Annotated in this window: 14 protein-coding genes; 10 read left to right on the top strand and 4 right to left on the bottom strand. The window is 69.5% G+C overall.

From position 1 onward, the window contains the following. The first annotated feature begins 235 nt into the window (after nt 1-235). On the top strand, nt 236-766 hold the full coding sequence (locus tag ACQEVG_RS24020) for a hypothetical protein (protein ID WP_432987288.1): 531 nt from the start codon (nt 236-238) through the stop codon (nt 764-766). 130 nt (nt 767-896) lie between these two features. Here ACQEVG_RS24020 and ACQEVG_RS24015 read toward each other — a convergent pair whose 3' ends face one another. Both ACQEVG_RS24015 and ACQEVG_RS24010 read right to left on the bottom strand, forming a co-directional pair. Then, nucleotides 897-1,481, bottom strand: a complete 585-nt coding sequence (locus ACQEVG_RS24015) for a hypothetical protein (protein ID WP_432987286.1) — start codon at nt 1,479-1,481, stop codon at nt 897-899. A 425-nt stretch (nt 1,482-1,906) separates the two neighbouring features. After that, nucleotides 1,907-3,448, bottom strand: coding sequence for a beta-N-acetylhexosaminidase (locus tag ACQEVG_RS24010; RefSeq protein WP_432992841.1), 1,542 nt, complete (start codon nt 3,446-3,448; stop codon nt 1,907-1,909). A 435-nt stretch (nt 3,449-3,883) separates the two neighbouring features. On the opposite strand from ACQEVG_RS24010, the gene ACQEVG_RS24005 reads away from it, so the two are divergent. The 6 genes from ACQEVG_RS24005 to ACQEVG_RS23980 all read left to right on the top strand — a co-directional run bounded on the left by ACQEVG_RS24005 (nt 3,884) and on the right by ACQEVG_RS23980 (nt 8,675). After that, on the top strand, nt 3,884-4,459 hold the full coding sequence (locus tag ACQEVG_RS24005) for a 2-oxo-4-hydroxy-4-carboxy-5-ureidoimidazoline decarboxylase (protein ID WP_432987284.1): 576 nt from the start codon (nt 3,884-3,886) through the stop codon (nt 4,457-4,459). Nucleotides 4,460-4,626: 167 nt separating this feature from the next. Further along, a complete protein-coding gene (sdhC, locus tag ACQEVG_RS24000) occupies nt 4,627-5,007 on the top strand; it encodes a succinate dehydrogenase, cytochrome b556 subunit (RefSeq protein ID WP_404725712.1) in 381 nt (126 codons plus the stop codon). 8 nt (nt 5,008-5,015) lie between these two features. Beyond that, nucleotides 5,016-5,513, top strand: coding sequence for a succinate dehydrogenase hydrophobic membrane anchor subunit (locus ACQEVG_RS23995; RefSeq protein ID WP_432987281.1), 498 nt, complete (start codon nt 5,016-5,018; stop codon nt 5,511-5,513). A gap of 18 nt (nt 5,514-5,531) precedes the next feature. Further along, nucleotides 5,532-7,286 carry a succinate dehydrogenase flavoprotein subunit gene (gene sdhA, locus ACQEVG_RS23990; RefSeq protein WP_432987279.1) on the top strand — a complete coding sequence of 585 codons (1,755 nt, stop codon included), beginning with the start codon at nt 5,532-5,534 and terminating at the stop codon, nt 7,284-7,286. Continuing rightward, nucleotides 7,286-8,044: a succinate dehydrogenase iron-sulfur subunit gene (locus ACQEVG_RS23985; RefSeq protein WP_432987277.1), complete on the top strand. Its 759-nt coding sequence runs from the start codon at nt 7,286-7,288 to the stop codon at nt 8,042-8,044. Before sdhA ends, ACQEVG_RS23985 begins: the two co-directional genes overlap by 1 nt. A gap of 85 nt (nt 8,045-8,129) precedes the next feature. After that, nucleotides 8,130-8,675 (top strand): hypothetical protein, encoded by a 546-nt coding sequence (locus ACQEVG_RS23980; protein ID WP_432987275.1) that lies wholly within the window; start codon nt 8,130-8,132, stop codon nt 8,673-8,675. Nucleotides 8,676-8,709: 34 nt separating this feature from the next. On the opposite strand, the gene ACQEVG_RS23975 is transcribed toward ACQEVG_RS23980, so the two are convergent. After that, nucleotides 8,710-10,542: a DUF4132 domain-containing protein gene (locus ACQEVG_RS23975; RefSeq protein WP_432987273.1), complete on the bottom strand. Its 1,833-nt coding sequence runs from the start codon at nt 10,540-10,542 to the stop codon at nt 8,710-8,712. A gap of 156 nt (nt 10,543-10,698) precedes the next feature. Here ACQEVG_RS23975 and ACQEVG_RS23970 point away from each other — a divergent pair, with 156 nt between their 5' ends. From ACQEVG_RS23970 to ACQEVG_RS23960, 3 genes are read left to right on the top strand one after another with little or no spacing between them, the layout of a single operon-like run. After that, a complete protein-coding gene (locus tag ACQEVG_RS23970) occupies nt 10,699-11,133 on the top strand; it encodes a hypothetical protein (protein WP_432987271.1) in 435 nt (144 codons plus the stop codon). A gap of 6 nt (nt 11,134-11,139) precedes the next feature. Further along, nucleotides 11,140-11,544, top strand: a complete 405-nt coding sequence (locus tag ACQEVG_RS23965) for a thiol-disulfide oxidoreductase DCC family protein (protein ID WP_432987269.1) — start codon at nt 11,140-11,142, stop codon at nt 11,542-11,544. A gap of 11 nt (nt 11,545-11,555) precedes the next feature. After that, the gene (locus ACQEVG_RS23960; protein WP_432987267.1) at nt 11,556-12,308 is read left to right on the top strand and encodes a TetR family transcriptional regulator; all 753 of its coding nucleotides are present in this window, start codon (nt 11,556-11,558) and stop codon (nt 12,306-12,308) included. Between the two features lie 67 nt (nt 12,309-12,375). Here ACQEVG_RS23960 and ACQEVG_RS23955 read toward each other — a convergent pair whose 3' ends face one another. Beyond that, nucleotides 12,376-14,613 carry an MMPL family transporter gene (locus ACQEVG_RS23955; protein ID WP_432992838.1) on the bottom strand — a complete coding sequence of 746 codons (2,238 nt, stop codon included), beginning with the start codon at nt 14,611-14,613 and terminating at the stop codon, nt 12,376-12,378. Nucleotides 14,614-14,702: the final 89 nt, after the last annotated feature.

Genomic DNA, 14,702 nt, shown 5'->3' with positions numbered 1-14,702 from the left:
TTCCGGCCGGCGTGACTCATTGCTCCACGACCGCGAACCGGCAGTTCACTGCTGTGGCGGCGTGATTTCTAACCACCTGGGTGACGCCCCGTCAACCCCTCGGACATTAGGGACAGTTGGCCACCGAAAAGAGCATCGATTCGCCCGTTTCATCCGCTCGCTCGCGCCAGGCGGATCGCGTCGTGTATAAACGCCCGGTTCCGCACAGAGTCAATTCGCCGAAAGCCGGTCCCTTATGCCATCCACGGAATCCGCCGAGTCCACCGAGTCCCTTGAGTCCGTAGAATCAGCTGAAGCGACCGAAGCCTCGGATCTGATCGACGTCGCGGAGACGGAGACCGCCGAGAAGGGCCGCCCGGACCGGCGTGGCCTGGTCATCGCGGCAGTCGCGCTGCTCGCCTGCGGCGGACTCATCGGCTACGGCTTCCTCAACACTCCCGAGAAGCCGAAGCCCCGCGCCCTCCCGACGGCCGAGGTGACCTATGAGGTGACCGGAAGCGGCACGGCCGAGCTCTCGTACCTCGCGCGCAGCGAGTCCGGCGAGGCAACCGTGGAGAAGGGCGTCACGCTGCCCTGGAGGAAGACCGTCCAGGTACCGCTCGGCAAGGCACCGACCGTCGCCCTCGTCCTCGACGGGAAGGGCGGCCAGGCCAGTTGCACGCTCGCCATCCGCGGCAAGCACGTGCAACGTGCCACCGCGTCCGGCAACTACGGGCGAGCAACCTGCACCGGCGAGCTGCCGGCCGGCGAGCGCGGCGGGCACTGACGCCCGCTCGTCTCAGTCTGTGCGGTACCCCCGGCGGGCACGGGACAGGGCGTACGGAACCGGAGCCGGGCGCGCTCGCGCCCCTAGCCGCCCCGGGGGCAGCCGTCCGCGGCCGCCCCAGCCGCCCGGGTCAGCGCTTGACGCGGGCCCGGCGGGAGACCACCGCGCGCAGCACGCGCTGGCCCTCGATCGAGACATCCAGCGCCTGGCGCAGTCCGACGCCGTCCCGGGCCTCCGCGAGGATCTCCAGAATCTGGATCTGGCGGCGCAGTTCGCCGGCCACGAGCGGCCCCGCGCCGTCCGGCTCGCCCTCGCGGCAGCGCGCGAGCACCTGGACGACATCGGCCGCGGCCGGCTCGCCGGCCCCGGGGCCCGCGTCGAAGCGGTGGTGGAGTTCGAGCGCGGCGACGGAGCAGTCGTCCGCCCACTCCCGCAGCGGGTCCGCTGCCCACTCGGAGGGCGCGGCGCCGAGCATCTGCCGTACGAGCGTGGCGGCCTCGTCATCGACGGCCTCGCTCTCCATGGCCGCTCTGGCCTCGGCGAGCCGCCCCGACCAGTCCTCCTCGCCGTCCACGAGGCCCGACCACAGCGGACGCAGCGCGTCGGCCTCCGACGCGAGCAGCGGCAGACAACGATCCAGGCAGGCGAGCCCGCTCGCGGCCAGGCCTCGCTCATCCGCCTGTGCGATCAGTTCCCTCAGGCTCTTCGACGCCACCGGACGACTCCCATCACGGACGCAGTACTTCTCTTACTGCGCCCCGTGGCTCAAATGCGTCACTCCTCCGGGCCGGGAATCCCCAGTTCGTTCCGGCAATCGGAAGGAGAACCCCTCGGCACAGGCCGCGGACCGCATGGCGCAAAGTACTCCCTTCGGTGCCCCTGCCGCCACAGTCCTGCCAAGCCGACGCCGAGCATTCATCATGCGCAACTCGTACACATATACGCCACGGCTCTGTTACATTCTTCGCCACGGAACTCGGCCTGCAGAGCGCCCGGTTGGGAGCGCCTCGGCCTGGATTCCCGCGGTGTGAGCCCGCACACCCCCGGGCGAGCTCGCACCGCACCCTCCTGCGCCGGCCCACTCGGCGACCCCACTCAGCGCGCTGGGCATGCTCAGCCCGTGCGGCCCGCGAGGCCCGTTCAGCCCGCGAGGCCCAGCTTGCGGGCCAGCGCCTCGAAGGACTGCCAGCTGCGCTCCGGAGTGCGCGGGTCCCAGAGTTTCTGCGACGTCGCAGCCAGTGGCATGGCGATGCCGCGCGCCACCTGCTCCTGGGTCTGCGAGTTGGCGAGGTCGCACCAGACCGCGAACCGGCCGCCCAGTATCTGGTCCGAGTACGTGCGCGACACCGCCTGGGTGCCACGGATCACGAAGGGCGTCCACTGCTCGTATATCCGGCGCCCCGTCGGATATACGAAGGTCTGCGGCTGCCCGAGCACGTAGTACAGATACTCGTCATTGACATTGACCAGCCGCCGGCCCTCGCGCAGATACTCCTGCGGCGGGCGCGCGCCGATCTCCTTGCCGGTCCAGTACTCGACCTCGAGGTCCTTGTCCGCTCTGACCACACCGCCCCGGAAGAATCCGTCGTTCCATGCCTTGAGCTTGCGCCCCAGGGGACGCAGCACCGCCGCGCGGTCGTTCACCCAGGCCGTCGCCAGGTCCTGGACCCGCCCCTGCGGTCCGTACTTCTGCCGGGCCAGGGCCGCCAGCTGCGGGAAGGACGCCTCCGGGTTCTTCCGGACCAGCGCCTGGTACTCGTCGCCGCCCAGATGCCAGTACGCGCCGCCGAACAGCTCCGCGTACTCCCGCAGCAGCTCGTCCACGATCCGCGCGGACTCGCCCTGCCCGATGTCGATCGCCCCGGGCACCGGCCTGCCCGCCGCATCCCTCAGCCGCAGCTGCGGATGCGCGGCGAGCACCGCGCCCAGATGGCCCGGGGAGTCGATCTCGGGGATGACCGTGATGTGCAGGCGCGCGGCAAGCGAAAGGATTCTGCGCACCTCGCCCTTGGTCAGGTGCTCGCGTGAGACCACCTCGGGATGCGAGTCGGACGCGATGCGGAAGCCCTGGTCGTCGGAGAAGTGCAGACCCAGCTGGTTGAGCTTGAGGTCGGCCATCTCGCGCAGCCGCGCCTCGATCCAGGCCGCGGTGAAGTGCTTGCGCGCGATGTCGACCATCAGCCCGCGCTGCGGCCGGTCGGGACCGTCTCGTACGACACCCTCCGGCATCACCCCGCCCGATTTCACCGCCTGCTTGAGCGTCCGCGTCCCATAGAAGACCCCGGCCTCGGCGGGCCCGGTGATCCGGACCCGGCCGCCGCTTGCGTTCACGGTGTACGACTCGGGCCCGCCCTTCCCCCCGGCATCCAGCGCCAGCTCGACATCGCCCGCGCGGGCGGCCACCGCGCCCCGGTAGCCGAGCTTCAGCTCGCCGGCGATCAGCCGCGCCTCGTCCGCGAGCGCCTCGCTGCCCCGGGCGACGACGACCCCGGCACCGGGGCCGGGACGCCAGCCCGGACCGCGGGCGGGCTCGTGCGTACGCACCGAAGGGATGGTGGCGGGCGCCACCGAGAGGGCGTACGTCCTGGACGGTCTGGGAGACGGGCTCACCGCGGCGGGGGTCTTCGCCTCGGCACCCCTGGCCTTCGCGGGTTCGCCGCTCGAGCAGCTGGTCAGGGTCATCGAGAAGGCCGCGGTCGCGGCCAGGACTGCTCCGGCGAACCGGGCACGTCCTGAGTGCCGTATCACTCGGATACCTCCCATATGTGTCGCAACTACGGCGAAGCACTCCCGTACATCGTCCACCACATGAGTCGAAACTCTCCCGTCCGGGTGAAAATCGCGCATCCGTCGGACAGCTCGGCGCGCGCATGGATAGCGTTGCGCCTCAGCGCACCGGCAGACCCAGCACGCACATCGGCCACCCACGCCCCTGGCGCAGGTTCACCACGACCGCAGCGCCCCGTCCCGCCCCGGCGGCCCACCACGCACATCAGCCACCCACGCCTCCGGCCCAGGTTCACCACGACCGCGGTGCCCCGTCCCTTGCGGTACAGCCGTCCCGCTGTCCTTTTCGAGGAGCCCACGCTGTCCAGCGAATCCCACGCCGGCCTCCCGATGCGACCGCCGACACTCCACCACACTTCACGCGCCCTCGCCCCTTCGGCTCTGCCCTCCCCGCTGCCCGCACAGCGCCACGGCACTCCCGGTCTCGACCGCTTCAACACCGCCGCTGCCGAAGCCGCCGAAGCCGCGCTCCTCGCCTGCTGCGGCAGCCACCGCTGGGCCCAGCGCCTGGTCGCCCACCGCCCCTATCCCGACCTCGACGCACTCCTCGCCGCCGCCGACGAGGCCAGCTACGACCTCTCCCCCGCCGACCTCGCCGAGGCCCTCTCCGACGAGTCCTCCGCCGGTGTGCACCCGGGCGCACCCGCGGCCGCGCACACCGCGCTGGCCGCCGCCCACGCCGCGTACGAGAGCCGCTTCGGCCACGCCTTCGTGATCTGCCTCGACGGGTACCGCCCGGAGGAGTATCTCGACCGGGTACTGACCGGTATCCGCGCCAGGCTCGGCCACGAGAGGGACGAGGAGCGGGCCGTCTCCGCCGAGGAGCTGCGCGGCCTCGCCCGCACCCGATTGGTACATGCAGTGGCCAACCATCCGGAATCAGACGTCGCCGCAGCCTCCCGATAGCCCGTCCGAGGCTGTTTGATTGCCTGTTTGATCACACCTGAGGACCCCGGGCGGGCGAACCGACAAGTCGTCGCTACGATGGCCAGGGCCGGTGGACCGTACCCGGCCGGGCCAGACCGACAGAGAAGCCGGCATGGCCCCAATCCCCGCTCCCGGAGGGTTCTTCCGTGCCGGCTGGAACGCTGTACCGCGGCCGGGAAGGAATGTGGTCCTGGGTGGCTCATCGAGTCACCGGCGTCCTCATCTTCTTCTTCCTGTTCGTACACGTGCTGGACACCGCTCTCGTCCGCGTCTCGCCCGAGGCCTATGACGATGTCGTTGCCACGTACAAGACGCCGATCGTCGCGCTGCTCGAATACGGCCTGGTGGCCGCGATTCTCTTCCACGCGCTCAACGGCCTGCGTGTCATCGCCGTGGACTTCTGGTCCAAGGGCCCGCGCTACCAGAAGCAGATGTTCTGGACCGTGCTGGCCATCTGGTTCGTGCTGATGGTGGGCGCCCTGTACCCGGTGCTCGGCCACGCCGTACGTGAACTGTTCGGGAGCTGAGCCACACCATGTCTTCGAACGACACAGTCGCCAAGACCTCCGCCGTCGGGCCCGTCGAGGGCGCCGAGCCTTTCCCCCGATTCGACACAGACAACCCGGCCCCGTTCATCGAGGCCCCGCGCAAGCGCACCGGGAAGACCCCGAAGGCGACCCGCGGCAACTTCGAGATGGCCGCATGGCTCTTCATGCGTCTGTCCGGCATCGTCCTGGTCGTCCTCGTCATCGGCCACCTGCTGATCCAGCTGGTGCTCGACGGCGGCGTCTCCAAGATCGGCTTCGCCTTTGTGGCCGGCCGCTGGGCCTCCCCGTTCTGGCAGGTCTGGGATCTGCTGATGCTGTGGCTTGCCATGCTGCACGGCGCCAATGGCCTGCGTACCGTCATCAATGACTACGCGGAGCGTGCCAACACGCGCCTGTGGCTCAAGGGCCTGCTGTACACCGCCACGGTGTTCACCATCCTTCTGGGCACGCTGGTGATCTTCACCTTCGACCCGAACATCCGCTAAAGCCGGGGCTGACGACCAATGAAGATCCATAAGTACGACACCGTCATCGTCGGCGCCGGCGGCGCCGGTATGCGCGCGGCCATCGAGTCGACCAAGCGCAGCCGTACCGCCGTGCTGACCAAGCTCTACCCGACCCGCTCCCACACGGGCGCCGCGCAGGGCGGCATGGCCGCCGCGCTCGCCAACGTGGAGGAGGACAACTGGGAGTGGCACACCTTCGACACGGTCAAGGGCGGTGACTACCTGGTCGACCAGGACGCCGCCGAGATCCTGGCGAAGGAGGCCATCGACGCGGTCCTGGACCTCGAGAAGATGGGCCTGCCGTTCAACCGCACCCCGAACGGCACCATCGACCAGCGCCGCTTCGGCGGCCACTCGCGCAACCACGGCGAGGCCCCGGTCCGCCGGTCCTGCTACGCCGCGGACCGCACCGGCCACATGATCCTCCAGACGCTGTACCAGAACTGCGTCAAGGAGGGCGTGGAGTTCTTCAACGAGTTCTACGTCCTGGACCAGCTGATCACCGAGGTCGACGGCGTCAAGAAGTCGGCGGGCGTGGTCGCGTTCGAGCTGGCCACCGGCGAGATCCACATCTTCCAGGCGAAGGCCGTGATCTACGCCTCGGGCGGCACCGGCAAGTTCTTCAAGGTGACCTCCAACGCGCACACGCTCACCGGTGACGGCCAGGCCGCCTGCTACCGGCGCGGCCTGCCGCTGGAGGACATGGAGTTCTTCCAGTTCCACCCGACGGGCATCTGGCGCATGGGCATCCTCCTCACCGAGGGCGCCCGCGGCGAGGGCGGCATCCTTCGCAACAAGGACGGCGAGCGCTTCATGGAGAAGTACGCGCCCGTCATGAAGGACCTCGCCTCGCGTGACGTCGTCTCGCGCTCCATCTACACGGAGATCCGCGAGGGCCGCGGCTGCGGTCCCGAGGGCGATCACGTCTACCTGGACCTGACCCACCTGCCGCCGGAGCAACTGGACGCCAAGCTCCCGGACATCACCGAGTTCGCGCGTACGTACCTCGGCATCGAGCCCTACACGGACCCGATCCCGATCCAGCCGACCGCGCACTACGCCATGGGCGGCATCCCCACGAACGTCGAGGGTGAGGTCCTGGCGGACAACACCACCGTCGTCCCGGGCCTGTACGCCGCCGGTGAGGTCGCCTGCGTCTCGGTGCACGGCGCCAACCGCCTGGGCACCAACTCGCTGCTGGACATCAATGTCTTCGGCAAGCGGGCGGGTATCGCCGCCGCCGAGTACTCCGCGAAGTCCGAGTACGTGGAGCTGCCCGAGAACCCGGCCTCGCTGGTCGAGGCGCAGGTCGAGCGGCTGCGCAGCTCCACGGGCAAGGAGCGGGTGGCGGACATCCGCCGCGAGCTGCAGGAGACCATGGACGCGAACGTCATGGTGTTCCGCACCGAGCAGACGATCAAGACCGCGGTCGAGAAGATCGGCGAGCTGCGGGACCGCTACAAGAACGTGTCCATCCAGGACAAGGGCAAGCGTTTCAATACGGACCTGCTCGAAGCCATCGAGCTGGGCAACCTGCTCGACCTGGCCGAGGTCATGGCCGTCTCTGCGCTGGCCCGCAAGGAGTCCCGCGGCGGTCACTACCGTGAGGACTTCCCGAACCGCGACGACGTCAACTTCATGCGCCACACCATGGCGTACCGCGAGGTGGGCGACGACGGCATCGAGTCCATTCGTCTCGACTACAAGCCGGTCGTCCAGACCCGCTACCAGCCGATGGAGCGTAAGTACTGATGGCTACCCCGACCATGGACAAGGTGGAGGCGGAAGCCGCCGCCTCGCCGTACATCACGGTCACCTTCCGGATCCGCCGCTTCAACCCCGAGGTCTCCGACGAGGCCCAGTGGCAGGACTTCCAGATCGAGATCGACCCGAAGGAGCGTGTGCTCGACGGTCTCCACAAGATCAAGTGGGACGTCGACGGCTCGCTCACCTTCCGGCGCTCCTGCGCGCACGGCATCTGCGGCTCCGACGCGATGCGGATCAACGGCAAGAACAGGCTCGCCTGCAAGACGCTGATCAAGGACATCAACCCGGAGAAGCCGATCACGGTCGAGGCCATAAAGGGCCTGACGGTCCTCAAGGACCTGGTCGTGGACATGGAGCCGTTCTTCCAGGCGTACCGGGACGTGATGCCCTTCCTGATCACGTCCGGCAACGAGCCGACCCGCGAGCGGCTGCAGTCCGCGGAGGACCGCGAGCGCTTCGACGACACCACCAAGTGCATCCTGTGCGCCGCGTGCACGTCCTCGTGCCCGGTGTTCTGGAACGACGGCCAGTACTTCGGCCCGGCGGCGATCGTCAACGCGCACCGCTTCATCTTCGACTCGCGTGACGAGGCCGGGGAGCAGCGCCTGGAGATCCTCAACGACAAGGACGGCGTGTGGCGTTGCCGCACCACGTTCAACTGCACGGACGCCTGCCCGCGTGGCATCGAGGTCACCAAGGCGATCCAGGAAGTGAAGCGCGCGCTGATCACGCGTCGCTTCTGAGGAACCTCCCGCCTCCGCGAAGGCCCGCTTCTGTACGCTGACCCGTACGGAAGCGGGCTTTCAACTTGATGGGGGACGGGGACACATGACCGAGCCGAATCCGTACGCGGCGGACGGAGAGCCCGAGTACAAGTGGGGGCCGACACAGCCGCCCGGTACCCCGGCCTACGGATACCCCAACCCCGCCCCGGGGTACGGCTATCCCAACCAGCCCCCGACGTACGCCCAGACGCAGCCCGCAGGTGTGCCCGTCCCCATCGACGGCGCGCCTGCCCCGATGGGCGGCCAGCCACTGGTCTCGATCGGTGACATCACGGTCGTGGGCGACTCGATCGTGACACCCGCGGGCACGCTGCCGCTGCGGGGCGCGGTGTGGAACGCCACCGACATGTCGCGCACCGAGGAGAAGATCCCGGCGGTCGCCATCGTGCTCGCGATCATCTTCTTCTTCGCCTGTCTGCTGGGTCTGCTCTTCCTTCTGATGAAGGAGAAGACCACGACCGGCTTCATCCAGGTCACGGTGACGAGCGGCGGGAAGCACCACTCGACGATGATCCCGGCCCAGCGTCCGGAGACGTTCCAGATGGTGATGGGCCAGATCAACTATGCCCGCTCGCTGAGCAGCATGTAGTCATCGGCGCACAGGCAGCGCTCCTGCGGGTCGATCATGAGCCGTCCTGCCGAGTGGGGTCGTTGTCGACGGAGGCCACACCCACGAACAGGTCGACGTCCCGCAGGACTTCGGAGAGCACCAGCTCGGGTATCCCGGAGAGCGGCAGTGGGGCGACGCGGGTCCCGCGCCGCCATCGGCCGCCCTGGCGGTACGCGCCGCCACTCGCGTGCGCCTGGTTGCCGGGGGCGTCGATCGGATAGAAGCGCACCTGGTCGGTCGAAATCCGGGTGTACGCACCGGCGTCGGTGAGGTCGTCGTCCTTGCTGCCGCCGATGCCCTCGATCCAGAACTCCGCGCGCAGCCCCCACTGCGGCAGCTCCCGCACGGCAGGCGGGTACGAGGCGTCGACGCCGAGCCGGAGCCGGGCGGTCCAGCCGCGTATGGCCGCAAGGGAGTTGAACTGGTGCTGGCGCAGGACATGCCCGGCGAAACGGTTGGAGTAGGTACGGGTGCGCCGCTCGGCGTCGGTGAGCGGATAGACCTCGCGGTGGGCCTGCTTGAACGGCTGAATGATCTGCCTGGTCTCCAACCACTGCTGCCAGGCGGCGACTTCGCCGGCGGGCCGCAGGACGGGATGCCAGAGCTCGACGACGGCGGTGGGCGTGGCGTCCACCCGGTCGCCGCCGAGTGTGCGCAGCTCGGCGCCGTCGAAGGCGACCGATGTGCCCGCGATCGTCCAGATCAGCCGGCGGGCGAGAGTGCCGACCAGCGGATGATCGGGAAAGCGCGCGCGCCAGTCCTGGTACGCCCAGCTGCGGCGGGCCAGGAACTGCCGGTCCAGCCGCTCGGACTGGGCGGTGAGCATCTTGTCGATGTCCTTGGCGGCGGCCTTGAGTTCCCCCAGCTCCTCGGGGAAGTCGCGCTTCACCGCCGCGGGTACCGCCTTGACCGTCTTGCCCGCCGCATTGCGCCAGACCAGCACGGCCTTGCTGCCCCGCACCTCCAACAGGGCCGTGACGTCGCCCAGTCGCCGCTCGCCGTTCCCGACGCCGCTCAGCCCGTACTCCGCGATGCCGAGCTCCTCGACTTCCTCGCGGCTCAGCCCCAGCGCCTGCGCACGGGCGTCGAGTGCCGCGACCACCTGCTTGAGGGTGCCCTTGTAGGTGACGCGGGTGGACAGCCGTGCCAGCTCGGCGAGGGCCGCGTCGCCTTCCGCGCGCGCGAGCCCGGTCACCCCCGCGTTGGCGACCTTCGGATTGCGCGGGCCGCTGCCGCTGACCTTGCGCAGGGAGCCCTCTACCAGCGCCCCGAGGGCGCGCGCGGTGTCCTGCCGGGCCGGCAGCAGGGCCGTAAGCCAGGCGACCCCACGCAGGGCGTCGGCGTTGAAGGGGTCGTCCATGCTGTTGTAGTCGACCCAGCCCGGATTGATGTGCAGCTGTATCGTCCGTGCCTGCCCGACGAGTTGGAGCCAGTCCAGCACGGCGACCCGTACGGCCGCCGTCCCGATCTCGTCGACCAGGGCGCGGGCGGTCTTCTCCCAGGCGCCGGTCGGCTTGGCGGAGGTGGCCTTCCGCAGATGCCTCAGCAGCCGTCGTCCGGCGTCCCCGAACCGGGCGGCGTCCGCGAGGGCCCGGTCGACCCACGCCTCCCCGGGGTTGAGGACGGGTTCGTCGACCCGGTCCAGTACGCGGGAGAGCTCGGGCTCGGCCTCGTAACTGTTCAGCCTGGAACGGCGGAGCACGGCGACAAAGGCCCCGGGCAGAGTGCGCCCGGCGTCCAGCTCGCCCTCGGCCAGGGTGATCAGCTCGTGGTGGGCGTGAAACGAGTACGCCGTGGCGAGCTCCTCGATGCGCTCCAGGCGCGCCTGCTCCGTGCGACTTCCCATGCCGAGAACAGTAGAACCCCCCACTGACAATCAGCCGTGCCGCAGGGGATGACCGGGTGGTTGACGGGGAGACACCGGCCCTCGCTTGAACATGTTCAAAAGTAGGTCTACAGTCCATGACAACAGCTTTTGAACGCGTTCAAGGGAGGGTGGGGCATGGACCTCACTGTTGTCGCCTACGTCGTCTACCTGCTGATCAGCGTGGCGCTCACCATCTGGGTGGCCCGCACGCTCAGCCGCAACGGACGGATCTTTCTCGCCGACGTACTACAGGGGAACGAAAAGCTCGCCGACGCCGTGAACCACCTTCTGGTGGTCGGCTTCTACCTGGTGAACCTGGGCTTCGTCGCGCTCTACCTGAAGTCGGCCGACGCCGTCGCCGACGCCCGCGGGCTCTTCGAGGCGCTGTCGGTGAAGGTCGGCGTCGTACTGCTCGTACTCGGCGTGATGCACCTCGCCAATGTGTACGTCCTCAACAAAATCCGCCGTCGTGGAGTGATGGAGCGCCAGCAGGTGCCGCCCGTGCCGCCGCAGGGCTGGACGGGCCAGGCAGGTCAGGGCCCGTGGGCAGCGCCCGCGACCGGAGCCTGACCGGCCATGGGCATCACGACCGTGCGCACCCCGGTGAAACGGCTGACCGTGCTGTACGACGCGCAGTGCCCGCTCTGTGTCCATCTGCGGCACTGGCTGCTGCGGCAGCGCCAGCTCGTGCCGCTCGACCTGGTCCCGGCGGCGTCGGACGAGGCCCGGCGCCGCTTCCCCGGCCTCGACCACACGGGGACGCTCACCGAGATCACGGTGATCGGCGACGCCGGCCAGATCTACCGCGGAACCTCCGCCTGGATCGTCTGCCTGTGGGCGCTGGCCGAACACCGGCCGAAGGCCCACTGGCTGGCCACTCCGGCCGGCGAGCCCTTCGCCCGGGTGACGGCGCTGGCCGCGGCCAAGTACCGGGAGGTCACCGCGCCGCCCTGCGACAACCGGTGCTCCCTTCCCGGTTAGGCTCGGACACCGTGACAGACGCGAAGGCCCCGACAGACGCGAAGGCTCCCAAGAGCGAGCAGACCCGCACGCTCATCCTGGAGACCGCGCTCCGGCTCTTTCAGGAGCGCGGTTACGACAAGACGACCATGCGGGCCATCGCCAAGGAGGCCGGGGTCTCCGTGGGTAACGCGTACTACTACTTCGAGTCCAAGGAACACCTCGTCCAGGGCTTCTACGACCGGATCGGCGCCGACCACCAGGCGGCGGTCCGGCCCATCCTCGACCGGGAGACCGATCTGGAGACCCGGCTGGCCGGGGTGCTGACGTCCTGGCTGGAGATCGCCGAGCCGTACCACGAGTTCGCGGCCCAGTTCTTCAAGAACGCGGCCGACCCGCAGAGCCCGCTCAGCCCGTTCTCCCCCGAGTCGGAACACGCCCGCGAGGCGGCCCTCTCCGTCCACCGGGAGGTACTGGCCGGCTCCAAGGCCAAGGTCGCCGACGAACTCGCAGACGTACTGCCCGAGTTGATGTGGCTCTCCCAGATGGGACTCGTCCTGTACTGGGTCTTCGACCGCTCGGAGGGCCGCGAGCGCAGCAGACGGCTGGCCGAACGCGGCGCCCGCCTCACCACGCGCGGCGTCGCGCTCTCCCGGTTCCGGGTGCTGCGCCCGCTGGTACACGAAGTGCACGAGCTGTTCACGGACTTCCTGCCCGGGATGGCGGAGACCGCCGTCTCCCGCAAGAAGGCCTCACCTGCCCCGGACTCCCGCAAAACGGCCTGAGGCTCCGCACAAGGCCCTGACCGGCCCCGCCGAGCGGGACCGGTCAGCAGCCGAGGGCCGCGCCTCGCTACGGCTGATGCACGCCCTCCTTCGACAGCGCCACATCGTGGACCAGCGGATCCCCGTCGATGCCGTCCCCGGCCACCGGCTCCGCACCCGGTCCCGGCACGGCGCCCGCGAGCGCCGGTGCGTCCTCCCGCGGCTCCACCGCCAGATGCGGCAGCCGCTTCTCAAGACCGGCCGGCAGCCACCAGTTGGACCGCCCCAGCAGATGCATCGCCGCCGGCACCAGCGCCGTACGCAGGATGAACGCGTCCAGCGCCACCGCCGCCGCGAGCCCGATGCCCGCCATCGCGCCCTCCATGTCGCCGCTCAGCACAAAGGCGCTGAACACACAGATCATGATCAGGGCTGCGCAGTTGATGACCCGGCTGGTCTCGGCGAGGCCGACCCGGACGGCGCGCGCGTTGTCCTGGGTGTGCACCCATTCCTCGTGCATCCGGCTCACCAGGAACACCTGGTAGTCCATCGAGAGGCCGAAGAGCAGGGACAGCATGATGACCGGCAGGAACGCGGTGATCGGCCCCTCCTTGCCGAGGCCCAGCGCCTCCGCTCCCCAGCCCCACTGGAAGATCGCGACCAGTACACCGAAGGAGGCCGCGGCCGCAATCAGGTTCATCAGCGCGGCGGTCAGCGGTACGACCAGCGAGCGGAACGCGACCAGCAGCAGCAGGAAGCCCAGCGCGATGATCGTGCCGACGAAGTACGGCAGCCGGTCGCCGGTCACCGCCGCGAAGTCCTTGAAGATCGCGGTGACTCCGCCGACATGGATCTCCTCGCCCGACTGGGGGATGACCTTGTCGCGCAGGGTGTCGATCAGCCGGTCCGTCTCCCTCGACTGCGGTGAGGTCGTCGGCACGACCTGGATCACCGTGACGCCGGAGCCCGGCGGCGAGGGCAGCGCGACGACCTGGGCGACGCCCTCCGTGCCGCGTACCGTGCCCACCAGCGTCCGGACGGCGGCCGGTTCGGCGTCCTTCGCGACCAGCTGCAACGGCCCGTTGAAGCCGGGCCCGAAGCCCTCGGCGAGCAGGTCGTACGCCTGCCGGGTCGTGGTGTCCTTCTTGTGGTTGCCCTGGTCGGTGGCGCCGAGCCGCAGGGACAGTACGGGGATCGCGAGCGCAGCCATCACCACGACGGCGAGCAGCGCGATCGATTTGGGCCGCTTCTGCACGGTCGCGGACCAGCGGGCGGCGGCGCCACTGGACTCCTCGGGCTCCGGGCCGACGGCTGCGAGCCTGCGCCGCTGCCGCCGGCTCAGCACCCGCGGACCCAGGACGCCGAGGAGCGCGGGCAGCAGGGTGATCGCGGCGAGCACGCTCAGTACGACAGTGAGCGAGGTGGCGATCACCACGCCGTCGAGGAACCGCATGTTCATCACCAGCATGCCGGCGAGCGCGATGCACACTGTGCCGCCCGCGAACAGCACCGCGCGCCCTGATGTGTTCAGCGCGGTGACCGCCGAGTCCTCGGGGGCCATGCCCCGCAGAATGCCCTTCCGGTGGCGTGTGACGATGAACAGCGCGTAGTCGATGCCGACGCCGAGTCCGATCAACGAACCGAGCAGCGGGGCCACTTCGGGCACATCCGTGGCATGGCTGAGCAGCGTCGTCGACAGCATGCCGGTGCCCACGCCGAAGACGGCCACAACCAGCGGCAGCACCATCGCGAAGAGCGAGCCGAAGGCCAGGAAGAGAACGACCGCCGCGGCCGCGAGGCCGACCATTTCGGCCGTGCCGGTCGGCGGCTCCTGGATGCGGGCGATCGCCTGTCCGCCGAGCTCGACCTGCAGTCCCGCGCGTTCGGCGTCCTGCGCGGTGTCGACGACGTCCTCGATCAGGCCCTTCGGCACGCCGTTGGCCTGTTCGGCGAACGTGATCTGGGCGTAGGCGATCCGCCCGTCCCTGCTGATCTGCGCGGCGCCCGCGGCGGTGTAAGGGCTCGCGACCTCGCCGACTCCCTTCATGCCCGCGATCTCCTTGAGCGCGGGCTCGATGCGCGCCTGTACGGACACATCGCGCACCGACCCTTCCCGGACCCGCCACACCACGGTGTCGGTGTCGCCGGAGCTCTGCGGGAAGGCCTTCACCATCAAGTCGTACGCATGCGTGGAGTCCGTGTCCGGAAGGCTGAAGCTGTTGGAGTAGTTGGTGCCTGCCGAACTGCCCGCGGCCCCCAGGCCGAACAGCGCCCCCACCCACAGCACCAGGACCACCAGCCGATGCCGATAGCACCACCGTGCCAATGCCGCCACGATTCCTGCCCCTTCGTCGATCCGTCTCCCCCGGGCCGGTCTCCAGAATCGGCCGCCGGCGGCGTCCGTGGCGTGGTGCG

The sequence above is a fragment of the Streptomyces sp. CA-135486 genome, from assembly GCF_050936555.1.
Classification (GTDB): Bacteria; Actinomycetota; Actinomycetes; order Streptomycetales; family Streptomycetaceae; genus Streptomyces.
Note: the sequence above shows the minus strand (reverse complement) of the source record. Positions and strands in the feature narration are given on the sequence as shown.